The sequence below is a fragment of the Lysinibacillus sp. NPDC086135 genome (assembly GCF_044746345.1).
GTDB lineage: Bacteria > Bacillota > Bacilli > Bacillales_A > Planococcaceae > Lysinibacillus.
Genome location: NZ_JBIVCA010000003.1, coordinates 147,750 through 169,493 on the forward strand (window position 1 = coordinate 147,750; position 21,744 = coordinate 169,493).

Below are 21,744 nucleotides of genomic sequence, written 5' to 3' on the forward strand. Positions count from 1 at the left end.
AGTTATCCCTTTTTAGTGAGTGCCTAACACCTACTGATATAAAGGAACTCAGTCTAAGAACGCCACGTCCTGTGGTGACGACTGAGTGACCAACATCACCTTGGCCAAAAGCCTCCCGGACGCAATTACGCCAAGGCGAAATTGACCTTGAAAAAAATAATTTCCAAAACATTGTATTTAAGCCGAAATACTTTTGCATAAATGCCTTGAAAAAGGTACACTTAAACGGTAGAAACTATTAGGAAGGCAGATTGTTCAATGGCTATGAAAAGAAAAGGAACTATGCAGAAATCTGGCGTGCTTCCTGAAAAAGTACGCAATCAATTCGAGCTGTTACAGCATGAATTAAATATCACATTTATTAATAAAAATTTATTGTATCAAGCATTCACACATTCATCTTATGTGAATGAGCATCGCCGTAAATTGTTTACGGATAATGAGCGTCTTGAATTTTTAGGAGACGCAGTACTTGAACTGTCTGTTTCTAAATACCTTTTTGAGAAATACCCACATATGAGTGAGGGTGAGCTGACGAAGCTACGAGCATCCATAGTATGTGAGCCGTCACTTGTTATCTTTGCAAATGAATTAGGCTTTGGTCGCTTTGTATTACTTGGAAAAGGTGAGGAATTAACAGGTGGACGGGAACGCCCAGCGTTACTTGCAGATGTATTTGAGTCATTTGTAGGTGCCCTTTATTTAGATCAAGGCTTACAAACGGTTGTGTGCTTTTTAGAACGAATCGTATTCCCGAAAGTAGAAATCGGTGCTTTTTCGCATGTGATGGATTTCAAAAGCCAATTGCAAGAAATGGTACAGCAAACAAATAATGGTCTTCTTCATTATGAAATTATTGATGAAAAGGGTCCTGCACATAATCGTACCTTTGTATCGAGCGTGCTATTAAATGGGCAAGAACTTGGTATTGGTCGTGGGAAATCAAAAAAAGAAGCCGAGCAACAAGCTGCGCAATGTGCGATGCGTTCAATGCGTGAGCAAACTGCAAAAGAGGAGGCTTAAATAGATGTTCCTAAAACGACTCGAAGTGATTGGCTTTAAATCTTTTGCGGAACGCATTGGAGTTGATTTTGTACCTGGTGTTACAGCGGTGGTTGGACCAAATGGTAGTGGTAAAAGTAATGTCACTGATGCTATTCGTTGGGTACTTGGGGAGCAATCGGCAAAGTCGTTACGTGGGGCAAAGATGGAGGATGTTATTTTTGCTGGAAGTGACTCACGTAAGCCACTAAACTTTGCAGAAGTAACATTAATTTTAGATAACACAGATGAACAGTTAGCTTTTTCATATACAGAAGTTAGCGTAACAAGACGCGTATACCGTTCAGGTGATAGTGAATATTTACTAAATAACCAACAGTGTCGCCTGAAGGATATTACGGACTTGTTTATGGACTCAGGACTTGGGAAAGAGGCATTCTCCATTATTTCGCAAGGCCGTGTCGATGAAATTTTAAATAGCCGACCTGATGACCGTCGTTCAATTTTTGAAGAGGCAGCTGGCGTATTAAAGTATAAACTAAGAAAGAAAAAGGCAGAGCATAAGCTTGTTGAAACAGATGAAAACTTGTATCGTGTTTTGGATATTTTACATGAGCTAGACAGTCGTCTGGAGCCGTTAGAAATTCAGGCATCAAGTGCAAGAGATTATGTGCAAATGTCAACAGAGTTAAAGGATTTTGATATTGCTATCCTTGTGCACGATTTAAAAAATTGTGCACAATCTTTGCATGCTCTGAAAGCTGAGTATACGGAGCTATATGAAACGGAGCAAAAACAAGCTCATCATATTTCTTCGATAGAACAGCAAACTATAAGTATTCGTAAGCTTTTAAAAGAGTTAGATGATTATCTAGATACGACTCAGGCTGAGTTTGTTAATGCAACAATGGAGGTAGAGCGTTGGGATGGTCGTAAAGCGTTAATGGCTGAAAAACGACAAAATGCTTCTAATCAACTACTTCAATTGAATACGGCATTACAGGAAGCAAAAGCTGAGGTTGAGTCTCTTATAGCCCAAGAGCAAGAGAAAAAAGAATTGTTCATTGAAAAACAGCAAGAGGTTGCAGCGCTGAAACAAAGCATTAAGCAATTAGAACAATCTTTAAATCGCTCAGTTTCTGAAATTGAAGAAGAAATTGAAGAACAAAAAAACCGCTATATCGACTCTTTAAACGAAGAAGCAACAGTTAAAAATGAATTAAAAAATATCGAACAACAGTTAGCGCAGCAAAAAGCGATGGCGACACGAATGTTAGATCAAACTGATGAAATCGGGCAAGAGCTTGCGCAAATTCTAGCTGAAAAAGAGAAGCTAGTTGTTGCTCATACTACAACAACTAACGACTTGCAGGAAAAACTTGAGCAATATGAAGCATTGCAAATACAGCTTAAAAACGTCAATGCATCATTTAATGAAAAGCAGGATATGCTTTATAAAGCTTATCAGCATCAGCAGCAACTGAAAGCTAGAAAAGATACGCTTGCTGAGCTTGAAGCAGATTTCTCTGGGTTTTTCCATGGCGTAAAAGAAGTATTACTAGCACGTGATAAAAGTGAATTAGCTGGGATTGAAGGAGCCGTTGCTGAGTTAATTCAAGTTGAAGGGAAATATTCCCAGGCTATTGAAACAGCATTAGGGGCAGCCTCTCAGCATATTGTGACAACCAATGAACAATTTGCTCAACAGGCAATTCATTGGTTAAAACAAAAGAGAGCTGGACGCGCAACATTTTTACCTAAAACAGTTATCAAGTCACGGAAGATCAATCTATCTATGATTCAGCTAGCAACTGAGCACCCCGCATTTGTCCATATGGCTGATGCACTTGTAACGTTCGATGAAAACAACCGCACAATTGTTGAGAACCTCCTTGGTAATGTTATCGTTGCATCAAGTTTAGAAGGTGCAAGTCAAATTGCTCGTTTATGTGGGTTTAGGTATCGTGTTGTAACACTTGAAGGTGATATCGTTAATGCAGGCGGTTCATTAACAGGTGGTGCAATGAAGCAACAATCGTCACTCTTTACAAGAAAAGCGGAATTAGATGGTTTAATAGTAAAGCTAGAATCGCTGGAAGCATCTATTTATAGTGCTGAACAGGCTGTCTCAGTTGAGAAAGAGAAGCTTGCAACATTGCGAGACAAAGTAGAACAATTGAAGCTTGACGGTGAGCAACTTCGAAAAGATGAAATGCAACAGGCAAGTCGTATTCGCGAGCTAGAGGTTGTCGAGAAAAGCTTATCCGCAAGAGTATCCTTTGCTTCAAATGAAACACAAGATGTAAAAACACGCGAAGAAGCATTGTTAGCTCAAAAGGAAGCGTCTACGGAGCGTTTAACGGCACTAGCGACAGAACTGCTAGAGATAAACGAAACAGTGGAGCAATTAAGCAAGGTGAAGCTACAAAGTGAATCGGAGAAAGATTTACTTCGTGAGCAGTCAGCTGAAAAACGCTCGCAGTTAGCGGTAATGCAGGAGCAAATGTCACAAGTACAAATTGCTACAGCAGAGTTAGCCCTACAATTAAACAAAGCTCGTCAAAAAGCCGAAAATATTTCTCAGGAAATAATCTGGCTTCAATCTGATGAATCGACAAAACTTTTAAGCGATGAAGAAGTGGATGAGCAAGTTGCTACGTGGAAAACGACAAGAGATTCGTTGCAAGACACTATTTCACAGAAAAAAGATGAAAAAGTAGCACAACAACAAGAGCTTACTACTTTAGAAGAACAGCTGAAGGAATTGCAACGTACGCATAAAGGCTACCTTGAAGCGATACGTGCAAATGAATTGAAGCGAAGTCGCGTAGAGTTTGAAATCAATAATTTCAATGAACAGCTAGAAGAAAACTATCAGCTAACATATGAGGAAGCTGAGGAGTTAGCCCTTGCAATTGAAGATGAAGAGCATATGCGACGTCGAGTGAAATTACTGAAGAAATCGATAGAAGAGCTAGGTCCTGTTAATTTGAGCGCCATCGAGGAATACGATCGCGTACTTGAACGCCATTCATTTTTAACAGAGCAGCGTGAGGATTTACTTGCTGCACAGGAAACATTACATGAGGCTATTAAAGAAATGGATGAAGAAATGACGCTACGATTTAGCGAAACCTTTTATGCCATTCGAGAGCAATTTAAACGTGTATTCCGTGAATTGTTTGGTGGAGGACAGGCGGATTTAGTGTTATTGGACCCTCAGAATCTGCTAGAAACAGGTATAGAAATTGTAGCACAACCTCCAGGGAAAAAATTACAAAATCTAAGTTTGCTTTCAGGTGGTGAGCGTGCACTAACTGCAATCGCGTTATTATTCTCCATCCTAAATATTCGACCTGTACCATTTTGTATTCTCGATGAGGTAGAGGCGGCTTTAGATGAGGCGAATGTCGTTCGATATAGCCAATATTTGAAGAAATTTAGTCGCAATACGCAATTTATTGTGATCACCCATCGTAAAGGGACGATGGAGGGAGCGGATGTATTGTATGGTATTACAATGCAGGAATCTGGCGTATCTAAACTTGTATCAGTAAAATTAGAAGATGAACCCGTACTTGCGGAGCAAAGGAGCGAACAAGCATGAGTTTTTTTAAACGTTTAAAAGATAAATTGACAGGCAATCCCACCGAGGAAGAAAAAGTAGTAGCAATCAATGAAGAAGAAGCTGCTGAACAGAAGCAAGACGAAGCAACAGAGCCTGCTCAAATTGAAGCAACTGTAGATGAAATGGAAAAAGTTGAAGAAGTTTCTGAAACAGAAACCTCAATTGAAACAGAAACTCCTGTAGCAATTAAAGATCAAGAGCAACAAGAAGTGCAAGAAGTTGCAGTAGTAGAAGAACCTGAGGAGGAGAAAAAACCTTCTGCATGGTCTATTACACAAAAATTCAAGGCTGGTCTTGAAAAAACGCGTAATTCATTTACTTCTAAAGTAAACGATCTAGTTGCTCGTTATCGAAAAGTGGATGAAGATTTCTTTGAAGAATTAGAAGACTTATTATTACAGGCAGACGTTGGCTTTGAAACAGTAATGGAGCTAATGGACAAATTACGCTTTGAGGTTCAGCGTAAAAATATAAAAGATACGAACGGTATTCAAACGATTATTTCTGAAAAACTTGTGGAAATTTATGAGCAAGGAGAAGAGGATTTAATCGAGCTTAATATGCAACCTAAAGGTGAGCTTACGGTAATTTTATTCGTAGGGGTAAACGGTGTTGGGAAAACGACGACAATCGGTAAACTTGCCCATCGTCTAAAATCGCAAGGTAAAACAGTTGTTTTAGCGGCAGGTGATACTTTCCGTGCTGGTGCCATCGATCAATTACAAGTTTGGGGAGACCGTGTAGGCTGTGAAGTGATTAAGCAATCGGAAGGTTCAGATCCAGCGGCGGTTATGTATGATGCCATTCGTGCAGCGAAAAACCGTAATGCAGATGTGTTAATTTGTGATACAGCAGGGCGCTTACAAAACAAAGTAAACTTAATGAATGAGCTTGAAAAAGTTCATCGAGTAATCTCTCGTGAGATACCGAATGCTCCACATGAAGTACTATTAGCATTAGATGCAACAACAGGCCAAAATGCACTTGTTCAAGCACAAACATTTAAGGAAGCTACAAATGTAACGGGGATCGTTTTAACAAAGCTTGACGGCACTGCAAAAGGCGGTATTGTTCTTGCTATTCGTAATAAATTACACATTCCTGTAAAGTTTGTTGGCCTTGGTGAAAAAATGGATGATTTACAACCATTTGATGCAGAGCGTTATGTGTATGGCTTATTTGCTGATGGTTTAGATAAAGAATTACAAAATAGTGAGGACTAATGGCTCACAAGTAATTTGAAGCGCTCGTCTGTAAACAGGGGAATCGCATTGTTTAAAAGGGAAATACTGGCTATAGGTGGAAAACACCTAAAAAGCAGTTAATTAAAGCTTTTAGACAAGGAGATTACCTTGACACAGACGGGCGCTTTTCGTTATGATACAAATGACTAATAACGGGAGGAGAAACATTCGATGCTACTTGAAAAAACAACACGCATGAACTTTCTCTTCGACTTTTATCAAGCATTATTAACAGATAAGCAACGAAGTTATATGGAACTCTATTATTTAGATGATCACTCACTTGGTGAGATCGCTGAATCGTATGGGGTTTCACGCCAAGCTGTTTATGATAATATTCGTCGAACAGAAGCGATGCTTGAAGAATATGAAGAAAAACTATGTTTACTTGAAAAATTTCAACAACGTACACAAATGCTTGCGCAGCTAACAACAGGGATTACAGAACAAAGTATGACAATTGAAGAGCAGCTAACGCTTATAGAACAGTTGAAAGAATGGGATTAGGAGGCGAAAGCAATGGCTTTTGAAGGATTAGCGGAACGACTCCAAGGAACGATCCAAAAGATTAAAGGTAAAGGTAAAGTATCGGAACAAGACGTTAAAGAAATGATGCGCGAAGTCCGATTTGCTTTAATCGAGGCGGATGTTAACTTAAAAGTAGTCAAAGAATTCGTTAAAAAGGTCAGTGAACGTGCTGTCGGTGTAGATGTTATGCAAAGCTTAACACCAGGTCAGCAAGTTATTAAAATCGTACAAGAAGAATTAACAGAACTAATGGGTGGCGAGCAAAGCCCAATTAAATTTAATACAAAGCCACCAACTGTCATTATGATGGTCGGCTTACAAGGTGCAGGTAAAACGACAACTACAGGTAAATTGGCAAATGTGTTACGTAAAAAATATAATCGTAAGCCATTACTAGTTGCTGCAGACGTTTATCGTCCAGCGGCTGTTCAGCAGTTACAAACATTAGGAAAGCAGTTATCCCTACCTGTTTTTGCATTAGGAACCGATGTATCTCCAGTAGAAATTGCACGTCAGGCAATTGAATTGGCAAAAGAAGAACATCATGATGTCGTTATTATCGATACAGCTGGTCGCTTGCATATCGATGAAGATTTAATGCAAGAATTAAAGGATATTCGTGCGTTAAAAGAGCCGGATGAAGTATTCCTAGTTGTAGATGCTATGACAGGTCAGGATGCTGTAAACGTGGCAGAAAGCTTTAATGAAGCAGTCGGTATTACAGGAGTTGTTTTAACAAAGCTAGATGGTGATACACGTGGTGGTGCGGCGTTATCAATTCGTTCCGTTACACAGAAGCCTATTAAGTTTGTTGGTATGGGTGAGAAGCTGGATGCGCTGGAATCTTTCCATCCAGAGCGTATGGCGTCCCGTATATTAGGAATGGGTGACGTTCTATCACTTATAGAAAAGGCTCAGGCGAATGTTGACGAAGCAAAGGCTAAAGAACTAGAGGAAAAATTTAAATCCCAGACCTTTACGTTCGATGATTTCGTGGAACAATTGCAACAAGTAAAGAAAATGGGTCCACTTGACGAAATTTTAAAAATGTTGCCAGGTGCCGGCAAAATCAAAGGCTTAGACAATGTTAAAGTCGATGATAAGCAAATGGGTCGCGTAGAAGCGATTATTTATTCGATGACACCTGCTGAAAAGACGAATCCAGAAATTATTAACGGTAGCCGTAAAAAGCGTATAGCGAAGGGTTCTGGGACATCAATTCAAGAGGTAAATCGTCTATTGAAGCAATTTGAAGAAATGAAAAAAATGATGAAGCAAATGACAGGCATGGCGAGTGGAAAAGGAAAGAAAAAGATGAAACTACCAGGCTTCGATTCATTGTTTAAATAATATTTTATAGGTGTTAAGAAAAAACACTTTACAAACAACCTAAACATTGATAATATACTATCTTGTGTGAAACTTATTCGGAGGTGCTATTAAAATGGCAGTTAAAATTCGCTTAAAACGTATGGGAGCTAAAAAATCTCCTTTCTATCGTATCGTAGTTGCAGACGCTCGTTCACCACGTGACGGTCGTTCAATCGAAACAGTTGGTACTTACAACCCACTAACTAAACCAGCTACTGTAAACATTGATGAAGAGAAAGCTCTTAAATGGTTAACTGACGGTGCAAAACCATCAGATACAGTGCGTAACTTGTTCTCAGAACAAGGTATCATGGAAAAATACCATAACCAAAAATTCAGTAAATAATCGGGGGCGAGGTCTTTGAAGCAGCTGATTGAAGCAATCGTTTTACCGTTAGTCGATTATCCAGAAGAAGTTCGTATAGAGACGGATGAAAATGCAAATCGAATTGTTTATAAACTTTTTGTTCATCCAGAGGATCGAGGGAAAGTCATAGGCAAGCAAGGGCGAGTAGCGAAAGCGATTCGTACAATTGTTTATTCAGCGGCGGGTAGTCACCATCAAAAAAAGACCTACGTCGATATATTGGATTGAAAGAAAAGATTTTCACGCTCTTTTATATGCAACAAGCACTGGAGAGTCCTAACAGGTATGTTTACATGCGCTTAGGAATTCGAAGTGGCCTTGAGGTAAAGCGTAAAATCTGGACTTAAAAGGAAGGAGCTTGCCGGTTCCTTCCTTTTTTCATTATCTTAGTTACATTGAGAGATAATTGAACATAATGACATTGAGGAAGACTGGTCAACGTCTTAGCTATAACACCGTCCACCAAAAGTTAAACTGTTTTTGTAGGTGAAAGGTGAGAGAAATGTTACTTTTTGATCTGGCTAGCAAGTAGCTTGACGGGGACGAGCATGTTTTAGCATTTTTTATCTTCATTCAGCTTAAGACTCCCGCCTCTTAAGGTTGTGAGATGAATGAGGATGTGATTCCTTTTCAGCGGATTTCAAACTCCCGCTGAATGAAGATAAAGCCTCCGGCGGATGTCACGGATTTTGAAAGGAATGAAATGAAGGATGTTAGCCTAAAACCTTCGCATCCTGCGAAAACGGTTAACTTACCTACCTACTTCGCGTAGGCCTGGGCACAATTCAAAATCCGGACGCAATTACGCCAAGGCGAAATTGATATGAGGTGAGATTTGAATGGAATGGTTTAATGTAGGTCGTATTGTCAATACGCACGGTATTCGCGGTGAGGTGCGTGTATTATCAACAACTGATTTTGAGGAAGAGCGCTTTGCAGTGGGAATAAAGCTTGCGGCGTTTAAAAAAGACGATAAAAAGCCAACGTGGGTAACAATTGAATCAGTGCGTCGTCATAAAAACTTTATTTTGTTAACCTTTGAGGGAATGAATAACATCAACTTGGTTGAGCCTTTCAAAGAAGGAATGCTCAAAATTACGAAAGATCAATTGACAGATGATTTATTAGAGGAAAATGAATATTTCTTCCACGAAATAATTGGCTGTACAATTGTATCTGAAGAAGGCGAAACAATTGGAGCAGTGACCGACATTCTTCAAACAGGTGCAAACGATGTGTGGGTAGTCAAAGGCACTAAAAAAGAGCATTATATCCCGTATATCGAGGATATCGTCAAGGAAATTAATATTGATGAGAAGAAAATAGTGATCCATGTAATGGAAGGTCTACTATGATGAATATTCATGTGTTAAGTTTATTTCCGGATATGTTTACAGGCGTTTTTGGAGCGTCCATATTAAAGAAGGCGCAGGAAAAAGGTGCTGTAAATCTGGAAGTCACTGATCTCCGTGGATTTTCGGGTAATAAGCATAATCAAGTAGACGATTATCCGTATGGTGGTGGTGCGGGAATGGTGTTAAAACCAGAGCCGATGTTTAGCGCTGTCGAGGCCATTACAGAAGGGAAAAATCCTCGTATCATTTTGATGTGCCCACAAGGTGAGCGCTTTACTCAAAAAAAGGCAGAAGAGCTGGCGCAAGAAAAAGAGCTAGTATTTTTATGTGGTCATTACGAAGGTTATGATGAACGCATTCGTCAGCATCTTGTCACAGATGAGATTTCAATTGGAGATTTCGTATTAACTGGTGGCGAGCTAGGGGCTATGACAGTTATAGATAGCGTTGTACGACTTCTGCCGGGGGTTTTAGGACAAGAGGATTCCCACATACAAGATTCGTTCTCAACGGGTCTTCTAGAGCACCCACATTATACACGCCCTGCTGAATTTCGTGGGATGAAAGTACCTGATGTCTTACTATCGGGCAATCACGCAAAGATTGAGCAATGGCGTATGGAAGAATCTCTGAAAAGAACATTCGAGCGTCGTCCTGATTTGCTCGAGAATTATCCATTAACAGACAAGCAAAAATTGTATCTAGAAAAACTTAAAAATAACGATAAAGATGCTTGATTGCTATCTATATTTATGATAACATCTATTCTGTACTTCTATGTGAAGTACTGAATTACGGTGTTCCGCTGTGGCATAGATTGCGTGCAAGAGCATCTGTCTAAGGAGAGAAAACAATGTCAAACATTATTACAGAGATTACAAAAGCTCAGCTTCGCACTGATCTACCAACTTTCCGTCCTGGTGATACTGTTAAGGTACACGTGAAAGTAGTAGAGGGTACTCGTGAACGTGTACAAGTATACGAAGGTGTAGTAATTAAACGTCGTGGTGGCGGTATTAGCGAAACTTTCACAGTTCGTAAAATTTCTTACGGTGTAGGTGTTGAACGTACATTCCCTGTACACACACCAAAAATCGCTAACTTAGAAGTTGTACGTCGTGGTAAAGTACGTCGTGCTAAACTTTACTACCTACGTAACCTACGTGGTAAAGCTGCTCGTATTAAAGAAATTCGATAATTATGACTTAAAAGTGAGGGGCTTGTGTAACAAGCCCCTTTTCTTTTTGCTTGTCATCTTAAATAGCTATCAACTAAAATGAGGATAGACAAGGGGGCAAATCTCGATGGAAAAACAGATAAAGGAAAAGAATGAACTATGGGAATGGACAAAGGCACTTCTAATTGCATTTGCGATTGCAGCGATTATTCGTTATTTTTTATTTACACCCATTGCAGTAGATGGCCAATCCATGATGCCAACCCTTGAAGATGGCGACCGTATGATTGTGAATAAAATTGGTTATAAAATAGGTGAACCAAAACGCTTTGATATTGTGGTATTCCATGCTCCTGAAAAGAAAAACTATATTAAACGTGTTATTGGGCTTCCAGGAGAGACATTGGAGTATAAAAATGATCAATTATACATTAATGGTGAACCGATAGATGAACCTTATTTAGATGCTTACAAATCAAAAATTACAGAAGGTACTTTAACCGAGGATTTTACATTAAAAGACATTGATGTAAACCTAAAAGATAATGTAATTCCAGAAGGCTATGTTTTCGTTATGGGAGATAATCGTCGATACAGTAAGGACAGTCGTATTATTGGAGTCGTCGATCAGAAAGAGATTATTGGAAGTACAAGTCTGATTTTCTGGCCGTTTAGTGATATTAAAATTGTAAAGTAATTTTTGAAAGGGAGGGCTAATCACTCCCTTTTTCTTTTAGTTTAGGAGGTATAGATATGACTATACAATGGTTTCCTGGGCATATGGCAAAGGCCCGCAGAGAAGTTACAGAAAAATTAAAGCTAGTTGATATTATATTTGAATTAATAGATGCACGTTTACCGCTTTCTTCCCGAAATCCGATGATCGACGAAGTAATTAATCAAAAACCGCGTCTCCTTATCTTAAATAAGTCAGATATGGCAGATGAGCACGAAACACGTAAATGGGTTGAATACTTTGCACAACGAGGTCATAAGGCGGTTGCAATCAATTCTCTTGAAGGCAAAGGATTACAGCAGGTGACAAAGGCTGCTCAAGAAATTTTGAAAGAAAAATTTGAACGCATGAAATCACGTGGGATGAAGCCAAGAGCCATTCGTGCAATGATTGTTGGCATTCCGAACGTAGGAAAATCGACGCTTATTAATCGCTTAGCGAAGAAAAATATCGCAAAAACAGGGAATACGCCAGGGGTCACTAAGGCTCAGCAATGGATAAAGGTCGGCAAGGAGCTAGAATTACTCGATACGCCAGGTATTTTATGGCCGAAATTCGAAGACCAAGAAGTAGGCTTTAAATTAGCCTTAACAGGTGCTATAAAGGATACTATAACGAATATGGAGGATTTAGCTGTATATGGTCTACGCTTTTTATCCGTTCATTATCCGGCACGAATGGAAGAACGCTATGGCTTCCAGTTTATCCATGAAGATTTAGTGGATACCTTCGATCATATCGGTAAACTTCGCCGTGTTTTCGGTCCTGGAGGAGAAATCGATTATGATCAAGTAGCTCAACTAGTCGTTCGCGATATCCGTGGGTTGCAATTAGGTAAACTAACATTTGACTTTGTTGACGAACAACTTGAAAAAGAAACAGAACAGTAATAAAACTGTCACACTCACGCCTTAAATCGTGAGTGTGACAGTTTTTCTTTTAGGAATACGCCATCTTGCCGATAAATGATATAGAGTGAGAAAAAAGCAATAAATATTTTTGAATTGATTTGGAGCTTTTCGTTATAACGTAGGGATTGATTGTAGTGAAGGCTTGCGCTTCGCTTTCGCAAAAGAGCAAAGACTTCTGGGGGCGTCCGATGAGCAGCTTCACTCGCGCTGCTCGCTGCGTGGTCTCGGCCCAACAGATGTTTTTTTGCGTGAAAGTGAAGAGGCACCTGTGTTGGTCATGAAGGCGTTATCGCAGGATGTGATGGTTTTAGTCTTTGTTCCTCATTCGCTGATTCCTAAGGAGTCGCCCAACCTCCACTACAATCAATTAATATAACGGAATACCATTAAATGTAATACGATTCCAAACCTGTTCTTTCTAAAAAAGTATTGTTAGTATAAAAGCATGGGCGGGGAGACTCAGGCTTCAAATGTACGGCATGAAGAGTGCTGTGCATTTAAGTACATATTACAAAAAAGGATATATTGCGAAGAACGCCAAAACGTTAGGGTGAATCCTTAGCCCACTAAAAAGTAAAATTAGCGAATAACTGTTAAGAACCAATAGGGAGTAAATATATGAAAACGATTAAAGAAATTACTACAGCATTGAAAGAAGCGGAGGAATGGCAGGACTGGATGTCAGGGGTAGCAACCGATGAACGTGCAGGTGTACAAAAGGCTTGGCAAAGTTGGCAAAAGTGTCAAGAGAAAAAGCAACAGATACTGCAGGAACATCAAGCGAAAGTTGATTTCGATCGAAGTTACGGAGGAGAGAATACTTTAATTGCAGGAGTAGATGAAGCAGGGCGTGGACCGTTAGCAGGGCCAGTAGTAACAGCAGCTGTTATTTTACCTGCGAACTGTGAAGCTCTAGTCGGCTTAAATGATTCAAAGCAATTATCAAAAAATAAACGCAATGCTTATGCTGCTTTAGTAAAAGAGCATGCATTATGTTACTTTATCCATTTCCAATCAACACAGCAAATTGATGAATTAAATATTTACGAAGCGACGAAGCAATCGATGAAGACAAGTGTAGAATCGTTATCTATAAAACCTAATTATGTGCTAGTTGATGCTATGACGCTGCCAATCTCTATTCCGCAGGATTCAATAATTAAAGGGGATGCGAAAAGCTTAGCTATTGCAGCTGCATCCATATTGGCAAAAACAGCTCGAGATGATTATATGGATCAATTGGACGAGGAATTCCCTATGTATGGTTTTGCTCAGCATGCAGGATATGGAACAAAACAGCATTTAATAGCCCTTGAAGAGTTTGGTCCAACTATTCATCATCGCAAATCATTTGAGCCGATAAAGTCAATGCTTTAACTTGTTTCAGCGATGTTTTACGTAGCGAAAGCAAAGCGACAGCTACAAGTGTTTTATGTAGCGAAAGCAAAGCGACAGCTACAAGTGTTTTATGTAGCGAAAGCAAAGCGACAGCTACAAATGTTTATTGTACAAACATCCGCTGAAATAAGTTAATGTTCTGGCGGATGTCATTTTTAACACATAATAGCAAGCAAAAAATAAAAGGCACATTCAAGCAGTTAGAAATGACATTTGTAAAAACGTATATCATGTGAATAAGTTGATTAGAGCTCCGACTAGGCACTCAGCCCTCTAGGAAAGCGCCCAGTCGGAGCAAAAATCTCCCCGCGTTAAAAAAGGACGCCAATTACAAGGAGTAGTTGATGAAAGGAGTATGTATATGACAGCCACATCTTTTAATCCGATTCAAATGCAACAAACTGCTTTAACCCCAAATAATCAGCCACTTACTTTAAAACAAGGGCAAGTATTTCAAGGAACAATCAAACAATTATATCCAGATCAAATGGCAGAAATACAGGTTGGCCATCAGAAGTTTATTGCTAAACTCGAAGTGCCGCTAAAAGCAGGGGATGCCCACTTCTTCCAAGTAACTGGTACAAGCCCACAAACAGAACTAAAAGTAGTTACGGGCCCTATGGGGCAAACGGCTTCTCAAAGTCAACAAATTAATCAGTTACTTGACTCAATGAATTTACCCAAAACAGCTGAGATGCAGCAACTTCTAGCTCATTTTATGAAAGCGCAGCTACCGATTTCAAAAGAGCAGCTAATGCAGGCAGAAATGTGGTTAAAGGCATTACCGGAGGGTGTTACTAAGATGGATGCCCTACAAGCTATTCAAAAAATGGTGGAGCTTAAAATGCCGATGACAAATGATGTTTTTCATGCTCTTATAAGTGGACAAAAAACTACTGGCATGGTTTCCGTAATGGAAAACTTTACACAGCTTTTAACGAAAGAAATAGCTTTACCAGAAAACCTTAAGCAAAATCTAATCCAACAGGTAAAGGCTATTGCAAAGCCTTTTGAAGTAGAAACAGGTAGTTTAGTACTTGCCAAATCCATACAAATATTATCGAATAATGCTGCTTCTATGAGTGAAAAGATTCAAGCCATGACTATTTTAAAAGCGGCAGGGATACTTCCTCAGCAGGCAACCTTGCAAAACTGGTCAAGCTTTAGCGATGTAAAGTCTATCCAGTCAAATCAGTTTCAACAGGCTGGAGAAGTTATTCAATCAATTTTAACGACAAAATCTGACAATATAAATCATCTAGTTGACCAGCTTAAATCTTGGACAGCAAATCAAAGCTTGCTAACCAACGAACAAAAGCAGTCATTCAATCAACTTATCGATCGATTTAATCAGCTACCAGCAACTAAACAAACGCTAGAGATTTTCGCAAAACAGATGCAAGAACAATTTATAAAAGCGTTTGCAGAAAATTCTTCGGAGCGTTTATTTACACAAGACGCCAATGCTCTTTCAGTAAAGGACCATTTATTATCGCTTTTAAAGCATGAAGCTACTACTCCGCTACAAAATGAAGCATTCATGCGAAGTCTTATGAAAAATAGTGTTGAATCCCCGCAAGCAATGATTCAGCAAATCGTGACGCAAGCAGATGCCCATGTACAAAATTCTATGGACAGTAAAGCAATGGAACATGCACTTAAAACAGTATTAAAAAATCTAGGAGTTAGCTATGAAGCGACACTTAGTAATAAGTCAGCAGATTTACAGCAGATTGCACATCAATTAAAACCGCAGCTACATACATTATTGCAGGAAACACATATTTCTCCGCAGCTGAAGGAAGCAGCAGAAATGTTAATGGCACGCATGAACGGCATGCAGCTAGCATCAGGGGAGAATGGTCATCAGCATCAGCTTATTATGCAAGTACCATTAGAATTCTTTGGTAGGAAAATGGATGCAACATTGCAGTGGAATGGGCGCATGAAGGAAGACGGTAAAATTGATGCCAATTATGCGCGTATACTATTTTATTTACAAATGGAATCTATGAAAGAAACCGTTATTGATATGCAGGTTCAAAATCGTGTAGTTTCTGTGACAGTATTTAATGGAAATGATGATATTATTCCGCTTGCAGAACCGCTAAAAGCAGCGTTGAAAATTGGCCTAGCAGAAAAAGAATATCAACTTTCAGGCGTTTTTATTAAGCAATTTGAAAAAGCCCAACCTGCAAAAACACCTGTAGTAGAACAGCAGGAGGAACATAATGGGGTGGATTTTCGCGTATGAGTGAAGAAAAATTTACTCGAAAAGAGGCTATCGCTCTTACGTATAAGTTAGGAAGTTTTGATAGTCCAACAGTAGTAGCAAAAGGAAAAGGGAAAATAGCGGAAAATATATTAGCACGCGCGAATGAGCACGAAATCCCAATTTATGAGGATCCTAACCTTGTTCATTTACTTGGACAATTAGATTTAAATGAGTCAATCCCGGAAGAATTGTTTGAAGCTGTTGCTGAGGTTTTTGCATTTATTTATCGATTAGACCAACAATATGCCGAAAAAATAGAAAAAATAGAGAATTCTGATTTTTATAAAACTCTGTTTTAGTACACAAAACAGTAAAAATCGTCATATTAAAAGATAAAAAATGAATAAGAGACAAGGTATAGACTTTATCAGAATCTTTCGTTAGAATAGATTATGTTAGTAAAACAATTTTATGCAAATGTTTGATGGGAGGATGTATTATGAATATCCATGAATATCAAGGGAAAGAGATTCTTAGAAAATATGGTGTAGCTGTACCAAACGGAAAAGTAGCTTTTTCTCCTGATGAAGCAGTGAAAGTAGCGAAAGAACTTGGCTCTAATGTGACAGTAGTCAAGGCGCAAATTCATGCAGGTGGACGCGGTAAGGCGGGAGGCGTAAAAATCGCTAAAAACCTTGACGAGGTGCGTGCATACGCAAAAGAATTACTAGGTAAAATTTTAGTAACTCATCAAACAGGTCCAGAGGGAAAAGAAGTAAAACGCTTATATATTGAAGAGGGTTCTGATATTCAAAAAGAATACTATTTAAGTCTAGTATTAGACCGCGCAACATCCCGTGTAACAATGATGGGGTCTGAAGAGGGTGGCATGGATATTGAAGAAGTAGCGGAATCAAATCCAGAAAAAATCTTCAAAGAAGTTGTGGATCCAGTTGTTGGATTAACAGGTTTCCAGGCACGTCGCATGGCGTTTAATATGAATATTCCAGCTAACCTAGTAGGGAAAGCTGTTAAATTAATGTTAGGTTTGTATCAAGCATTTATCGACAAAGATGCTTCTATTGTAGAAATTAATCCACTTGTTATAACTGGACAAGGAGAAGTTTTGGCATTAGATGCTAAATTTAATTTTGATGCAAATGCGTTGTATCGTCATAAAGATATTGTCGAATTACGCGATTTTGATGAAGAAGATCCAAAGGAAATCGAAGCATCAAAATATGATCTTAGTTATATTTCTCTAGATGGCAACATTGGCTGTATGGTTAATGGAGCTGGTCTTGCAATGGCTACAATGGACACAATTAGCTATTATGGCGGAAGCCCTGCTAACTTTTTAGATGTAGGTGGCGGTGCAACGGCAGAAAAAGTAACAGAAGCTTTCAAAATTATTCTTTCTGATCCACATGTAAAAGGTATTTTCGTAAACATTTTTGGCGGAATTATGAAATGTGACATTATTGCCGAGGGTGTTGTGACAGCTGCCAAAGAAATTGGCTTAGCTGTGCCATTAGTTGTACGTTTAGAAGGTACAAATGTGGAACTTGGAAAAGAAATATTAAATGCATCTGGTTTAAACATCGTTGCAGCGGATTCAATGGCTGACGGTGCACAAAAAATTGTGGGACTAGTAGGCTAAGGAAGGCAGGGAGAACAATGGCTGTATTTATTGATAAAGATACGAAGGTAATTGTACAAGGGATTACGGGCGAAACAGCGCTTTTCCATACGAAGCAAATGCTTGATTATGGTACTAAAATTGTAGCTGGTGTAACACCAGGTAAAGGTGGTCTGGAAATCGAAGGAGTGCCTGTATATAACACTGTAGTGGAAGCTGTAGCTGCAACAGGCGCAACAACTTCAGTTATTTATGTACCTGCTCCATTCGCGGCGGATGCTATTTTAGAGGCAGTTGATGCTGAATTAGAATTAACAATCTGTATTACTGAACATATTCCTGTCCTTGATATGGTTAAGGTTAAACGTTATATGGAAGGTAAAAAGACACGTCTAGTTGGTCCAAACTGTCCAGGTGTTATTACGGCAGATGAATGTAAGATTGGTATTATGCCAGGTTATATCCATACGAAAGGGCATGTAGGAGTTGTTTCTCGCTCTGGTACGTTAACATACGAAGCTGTACACCAATTGACACAAGCTGGTATTGGCCAAACTACAGCTGTAGGTATCGGTGGAGACCCTGTCAATGGTACGAACTTTATCGATGTTTTGGAAGCGTTTAACAACGATACGGAAACATATGCAGTTGTAATGATCGGGGAAATTGGGGGTACAGCTGAAGAAGAGGCGGCTGAGTGGATTAAAGCGAATATGACGAAGCCTGTCGTTGGCTTTATCGGTGGCCAAACAGCGCCTCCAGGAAAACGTATGGGTCACGCTGGTGCTATTATTTCAGGTGGTAAAGGAACAGCAGCAGAGAAAATTAAAGCAATGAATGCTGCTGGTATTGAAGTAGCAGAAACGCCATCTGTCATTGGTGACACACTTATTAAAGTAATCAAAGAAAAAGGGCTATACGAAAAGTGTAAAACCCATTAAAATGGAAGATGTAGCACGTTGTGGCTACATCTTTTTCTTTATTTAGACACGGCTTTAAGAGATGAAATAGCTAACTCCCTACTTACTGTCTAAAAAAGCTATGTCATTAAAGATGCGGTCATTTAATTTCTTCTATTAAAAGGCGGTTTTTAAATGATTTTATCAGTTGATACACAGAGATTACTAGCTTTACATTATATATACCCATTGCCACTTCAAAAACTTCAGCAATTATTGTCCCCGGTGGATATACTAAGTTATTTTGAAGAAGTGCCCCCCAACGAGATTGCCAAAGCATTGCAAATATCATCCCAAAGAGCGTTGGAAATATCCAAGAGTTTTCGACAAATTATGACATTTTCATTTCGGGAAGCTTATGAACGGGCTAATATTTCCCCTATCCCATTTCATCATCCTTTATACCCGGCGCAATTATTTGAAATATCCAGTCCACCTACTGTATTGTATGTGAAAGGTCGGTATTCTTTATTAACGAAAGAAAAACAAGTAGCCATTATAGGCTCTAGAAAGGCTACAGCTTATACAAAGGCTGCGTTGGACCTAATTGTCCCGCCTCTTGTTGAACACGAATATACTGTCGTAAGTGGGCTTGCAAGAGGGGCAGATACGATCGCTCATGAGACAACCATAAAAGTTGGCGGTTCCACAATTGCAGTGCTTGGACATGGGTTTAATTTTATATACCCTAAGGAAAACCAGTCGCTCGCTGAGCATATGGCGGAGCATCAGTTACTTGTCACAGAGTATCCCCCATATATGAAGCCTGAAAAATGGCATTTTCCAATGCGTAACCGAATAATTAGTGGATTGTCCAAAGCTTTAGTTGTAACCGAAGCAGCATTAAGAAGTGGCACACTTATTACAACAGAATATGCTTTAGAGCAAGGAAAAGATGTATTTGTTGTACCGGGTCCAATTAATGCGGAGCAATCAAAAGGCACAAATAAACTACTATTAGAAGGAGCTATTCCGGTGTGCAGTGGTCACGAAATCGTTGAAACACTTACTCTCTTTTCTAACAAAAATTGAAAAAAAGTTGCATTATCTTAAAATCTGTTATACATTTTGCAACAGGTAACTTAAAAAATAGCAATAGACCTCTCTAAGGGGGAGACATAGATGGCGGATTATTTAGTGATTGTAGAATCACCAGCAAAAGCAAAAACAATTGAACGATATTTAGGGAAAAAGTATAAAGTGAAAGCGTCAATCGGGCATGTTCGTGATCTACCACGTAGCCAAATGGGTGTTGGTCCTGAAAATGATTTTGAACCTAAATATATTACTATTCGTGGTAAAGGTCCTGTTTTACAGGACTTAAAGTCTGCAGCTAAAAAAGTGAAGAAAGTTTTCCTAGCGGCCGATCCAGACCGCGAGGGAGAAGCGATTGCTTGGCACCTTGCGACTGCGTTAAATATTGATATTAATTCAGATTGTCGTGTTGTTTTTAATGAAATTACAAAGGATGCGATTGTAGAATCCTTTAAAAATCCACGTCCTATTAATATGGATTTAGTAGATGCACAGCAAACACGCCGTATTTTGGATAGACTTGTTGGTTATAACATTAGTCCGATTCTTTGGAAAAAGGTTAAAAAGGGATTATCAGCAGGACGAGTACAATCTGTAGCACTACGCATGATTATTGATCGTGAAAATGAAATTAAAAACTTCCAACCGGAAGAATATTGGACAATTGAAGGTTCTTTTGAAAAAGGTAAGAAAACGTTCGATGCGCTTTATTATGGTGATGGCAAAGAAAAAATTAAATTAACAAATGAAGAACAAGTAAAATCTGTTTTAAAAAATGTTAAAGGTACAAGTTTTGAAGTTGTCAATGTATCTAAAAAAGAACGTAAACGAAATGCAGCACCTGCTTTTACAACGTCTTCTTTACAGCAAGAGGCCGCACGTAAGTTAAATTTCCGTGCTAAGAAAACGATGATGCTTGCCCAACAATTATATGAAGGTATTGATATTGGTAAAAAAGAGGGGACAGTCGGTTTAATTACTTATATGCGTACCGATTCTACACGTATTTCGGACACAGCAAAAACTGAAGTAATTGCCTACATTGAATCCAAGTACGGTAAAGAATTCATCTCCACGGAGTCGAAGCAGGCTAAAAAAGCATCCAATGCACAAGATGCCCATGAGGCCATTCGTCCAACTAGTACGATACGAACTCCAGATGAATTAAAAGCAGTGCTTAGTCGCGACCAATTGCGCTTATATCGTTTAATTTGGGAGCGCTTTATCGCTAGTCAGATGGCGCCGGCTGTACTTGATACAGTTGCTGTTGATTTACAAAATGAGGATGTTTTATTCCGTGCAAACGGCTCACAAGTTAAATTTGCTGGCTTTATGAAGTTATATATTGAGGGTACAGATGATCAAACTGAAGAAACAACAAAGCTTCTACCTGAAATGGAAGTTGGCGATCAAGTAAAATCTCTTGAAATTGAGCCAAAGCAACATTTTACACAGCCACCACCACGCTATTCAGAGGCGCGTCTTGTAAAGACAATGGAAGAGTTAGGTATAGGGCGCCCGTCCACATATGCACCGACCCTCGATACAATACAGCGCCGTGGCTATGTCGTATTAGATGCAAAACGATTTATGCCGACTGAGCTGGGAGAAATCGTGCATCAACTCGTACTAGAGTTTTTCCCTGATGAAATAAATATCGAATTCACAGCACAAATGGAGCAAGATTTGGATGATATTGAAGAAGGTAGTCGTCAGTGGAAAGAAATTGTCCGTGAGTTTTATAAGGATTTTGAGGTCCATGTAAAGTATGCAGATGAGGCTATGGAAAAGGTTGTTATAAAAGATGAACCCGCTGGCGAGGATTGTGAGCTTTGTGGATCTCCAATGGTCTTTAAGCTTGGACGATATGGGAAATTTATGGCTTGTTCAAACTTCCCAGATTGCCGCAATACAAAAGCTATTATGAAACCTATTGGTGTAAAATGTCCTTCCTGTGAAACTGGCGAAATTGTAGAACGAAAGAGTAAAACAAAGCGTTTATTCTATGGTTGCAATCAGTACCCTGAGTGTGAATTTGTTTCTTGGGACAAGCCAATTAGTAGACCATGCCCTAAATGTAGTGCATTATTAGTAGAGAAAAAAATTAAAAAAGGTGTACAAATTCAGTGTACGAAATGTGACTATGAAGAGACACCTACTCAATGATAGAAAGATGGTA

General features: G+C 39.2%; 20 protein-coding genes. All 20 read left to right on the top strand.

The genetic code is table 11. The features are described from left to right. Positions 1-258 precede the first annotated feature (258 nt). Positions 259-1,023: a ribonuclease III gene (gene rnc / locus ACIPKN_RS05775; RefSeq protein WP_400934252.1), complete on the top strand. Its 765-nt coding sequence runs from the start codon at positions 259-261 to the stop codon at positions 1,021-1,023. 4 nt (positions 1,024-1,027) lie between these two features. Continuing rightward, a complete protein-coding gene (gene smc, locus ACIPKN_RS05780; RefSeq protein ID WP_400934253.1) occupies positions 1,028-4,609 on the top strand; it encodes a chromosome segregation protein SMC in 3,582 nt (1,193 codons plus the stop codon). Further along, a complete protein-coding gene (gene ftsY, locus ACIPKN_RS05785; RefSeq protein WP_400934255.1) occupies positions 4,606-5,853 on the top strand; it encodes a signal recognition particle-docking protein FtsY in 1,248 nt (415 codons plus the stop codon). The genes smc and ftsY overlap by 4 nt, the downstream gene beginning before the upstream one ends. Before the next feature lie 192 nt (positions 5,854-6,045). After that, a complete protein-coding gene (locus ACIPKN_RS05790; protein ID WP_132357463.1) occupies positions 6,046-6,381 on the top strand; it encodes a putative DNA-binding protein in 336 nt (111 codons plus the stop codon). 12 nt (positions 6,382-6,393) lie between these two features. After that, a complete protein-coding gene (gene ffh, locus ACIPKN_RS05795; protein ID WP_400934257.1) occupies positions 6,394-7,752 on the top strand; it encodes a signal recognition particle protein in 1,359 nt (452 codons plus the stop codon). 94 nt (positions 7,753-7,846) lie between these two features. Then, entirely contained in the window at positions 7,847-8,119 is a 273-nt protein-coding gene (gene rpsP, locus ACIPKN_RS05800) for a 30S ribosomal protein S16 (RefSeq protein ID WP_142507488.1), read from the top strand. 15 nt (positions 8,120-8,134) lie between these two features. After that, complete coding sequence (locus ACIPKN_RS05805) at positions 8,135-8,368, top strand: KH domain-containing protein (protein ID WP_004269410.1); 234 nt, start codon at positions 8,135-8,137, stop codon at positions 8,366-8,368. Positions 8,369-8,979: 611 nt separating this feature from the next. Then, positions 8,980-9,495, top strand: coding sequence for a ribosome maturation factor RimM (gene rimM, locus ACIPKN_RS05810; RefSeq protein WP_142507487.1), 516 nt, complete (start codon positions 8,980-8,982; stop codon positions 9,493-9,495). Continuing rightward, on the top strand, positions 9,495-10,232 hold the full coding sequence (trmD, locus tag ACIPKN_RS05815) for a tRNA (guanosine(37)-N1)-methyltransferase TrmD (RefSeq protein WP_132357881.1): 738 nt from the start codon (positions 9,495-9,497) through the stop codon (positions 10,230-10,232). Before rimM ends, trmD begins: the two co-directional genes overlap by 1 nt. A 116-nt stretch (positions 10,233-10,348) precedes the next feature. Beyond that, positions 10,349-10,693, top strand: coding sequence for a 50S ribosomal protein L19 (gene rplS / locus ACIPKN_RS05820; RefSeq protein ID WP_049668419.1), 345 nt, complete (start codon positions 10,349-10,351; stop codon positions 10,691-10,693). Positions 10,694-10,799: 106 nt separating this feature from the next. Beyond that, positions 10,800-11,369 (top strand): signal peptidase I, encoded by a 570-nt coding sequence (gene lepB, locus ACIPKN_RS05825; protein WP_132357459.1) that lies wholly within the window; start codon positions 10,800-10,802, stop codon positions 11,367-11,369. Between the two features lie 56 nt (positions 11,370-11,425). Then, entirely contained in the window at positions 11,426-12,298 is an 873-nt protein-coding gene (gene ylqF, locus ACIPKN_RS05830; RefSeq protein WP_142507486.1) for a ribosome biogenesis GTPase YlqF, read from the top strand. 639 nt (positions 12,299-12,937) lie between these two features. Beyond that, positions 12,938-13,696 (top strand): ribonuclease HII, encoded by a 759-nt coding sequence (locus ACIPKN_RS05835; protein ID WP_400934260.1) that lies wholly within the window; start codon positions 12,938-12,940, stop codon positions 13,694-13,696. 12 nt (positions 13,697-13,708) lie between these two features. Then, positions 13,709-13,852, top strand: coding sequence for a hypothetical protein (locus tag ACIPKN_RS05840; protein ID WP_400934262.1), 144 nt, complete (start codon positions 13,709-13,711; stop codon positions 13,850-13,852). Between the two features lie 226 nt (positions 13,853-14,078). Further along, positions 14,079-15,971: a hypothetical protein gene (locus ACIPKN_RS05845; RefSeq protein ID WP_400934264.1), complete on the top strand. Its 1,893-nt coding sequence runs from the start codon at positions 14,079-14,081 to the stop codon at positions 15,969-15,971. Further along, positions 15,968-16,291, top strand: a complete 324-nt coding sequence (locus tag ACIPKN_RS05850; protein WP_400934266.1) for an EscU/YscU/HrcU family type III secretion system export apparatus switch protein — start codon at positions 15,968-15,970, stop codon at positions 16,289-16,291. Before ACIPKN_RS05845 ends, ACIPKN_RS05850 begins: the two co-directional genes overlap by 4 nt. 140 nt (positions 16,292-16,431) lie before the next feature. Next, positions 16,432-17,592, top strand: a complete 1,161-nt coding sequence (gene sucC / locus ACIPKN_RS05855; RefSeq protein ID WP_400934268.1) for an ADP-forming succinate--CoA ligase subunit beta — start codon at positions 16,432-16,434, stop codon at positions 17,590-17,592. Between the two features lie 17 nt (positions 17,593-17,609). Then, entirely contained in the window at positions 17,610-18,512 is a 903-nt protein-coding gene (gene sucD / locus ACIPKN_RS05860) for a succinate--CoA ligase subunit alpha (protein WP_400934270.1), read from the top strand. Positions 18,513-18,665: 153 nt separating this feature from the next. Further along, on the top strand, positions 18,666-19,562 hold the full coding sequence (dprA, locus tag ACIPKN_RS05865) for a DNA-processing protein DprA (protein ID WP_400934271.1): 897 nt from the start codon (positions 18,666-18,668) through the stop codon (positions 19,560-19,562). Between the two features lie 90 nt (positions 19,563-19,652). Further along, positions 19,653-21,731: a type I DNA topoisomerase gene (topA, locus tag ACIPKN_RS05870; RefSeq protein WP_400934273.1), complete on the top strand. Its 2,079-nt coding sequence runs from the start codon at positions 19,653-19,655 to the stop codon at positions 21,729-21,731. Positions 21,732-21,744: the final 13 nt, after the last annotated feature.

Coding starts and splice junctions, on each gene's coding strand:
- rnc (WP_400934252.1), top strand. CDS start 259: ATGGCTATGAAAAGAAAAGGAACTATGCAGAAATCTGGCGTGCTTCCT.
- smc (WP_400934253.1), top strand. CDS start 1,028: ATGTTCCTAAAACGACTCGAAGTGATTGGCTTTAAATCTTTTGCGGAA.
- ftsY (WP_400934255.1), top strand. CDS start 4,606: ATGAGTTTTTTTAAACGTTTAAAAGATAAATTGACAGGCAATCCCACC.
- ACIPKN_RS05790 (WP_132357463.1), top strand. CDS start 6,046: ATGCTACTTGAAAAAACAACACGCATGAACTTTCTCTTCGACTTTTAT.
- ffh (WP_400934257.1), top strand. CDS start 6,394: ATGGCTTTTGAAGGATTAGCGGAACGACTCCAAGGAACGATCCAAAAG.
- rpsP (WP_142507488.1), top strand. CDS start 7,847: ATGGCAGTTAAAATTCGCTTAAAACGTATGGGAGCTAAAAAATCTCCT.
- rimM (WP_142507487.1), top strand. CDS start 8,980: ATGGAATGGTTTAATGTAGGTCGTATTGTCAATACGCACGGTATTCGC.
- trmD (WP_132357881.1), top strand. CDS start 9,495: ATGAATATTCATGTGTTAAGTTTATTTCCGGATATGTTTACAGGCGTT.
- rplS (WP_049668419.1), top strand. CDS start 10,349: ATGTCAAACATTATTACAGAGATTACAAAAGCTCAGCTTCGCACTGAT.
- lepB (WP_132357459.1), top strand. CDS start 10,800: ATGGAAAAACAGATAAAGGAAAAGAATGAACTATGGGAATGGACAAAG.
- ylqF (WP_142507486.1), top strand. CDS start 11,426: ATGACTATACAATGGTTTCCTGGGCATATGGCAAAGGCCCGCAGAGAA.
- ACIPKN_RS05835 (WP_400934260.1), top strand. CDS start 12,938: ATGAAAACGATTAAAGAAATTACTACAGCATTGAAAGAAGCGGAGGAA.
- ACIPKN_RS05840 (WP_400934262.1), top strand. CDS start 13,709: ATGTTTTACGTAGCGAAAGCAAAGCGACAGCTACAAGTGTTTTATGTA.
- ACIPKN_RS05845 (WP_400934264.1), top strand. CDS start 14,079: ATGACAGCCACATCTTTTAATCCGATTCAAATGCAACAAACTGCTTTA.
- ACIPKN_RS05850 (WP_400934266.1), top strand. CDS start 15,968: ATGAGTGAAGAAAAATTTACTCGAAAAGAGGCTATCGCTCTTACGTAT.
- sucC (WP_400934268.1), top strand. CDS start 16,432: ATGAATATCCATGAATATCAAGGGAAAGAGATTCTTAGAAAATATGGT.
- sucD (WP_400934270.1), top strand. CDS start 17,610: ATGGCTGTATTTATTGATAAAGATACGAAGGTAATTGTACAAGGGATT.
- dprA (WP_400934271.1), top strand. CDS start 18,666: ATGATTTTATCAGTTGATACACAGAGATTACTAGCTTTACATTATATA.
- topA (WP_400934273.1), top strand. CDS start 19,653: ATGGCGGATTATTTAGTGATTGTAGAATCACCAGCAAAAGCAAAAACA.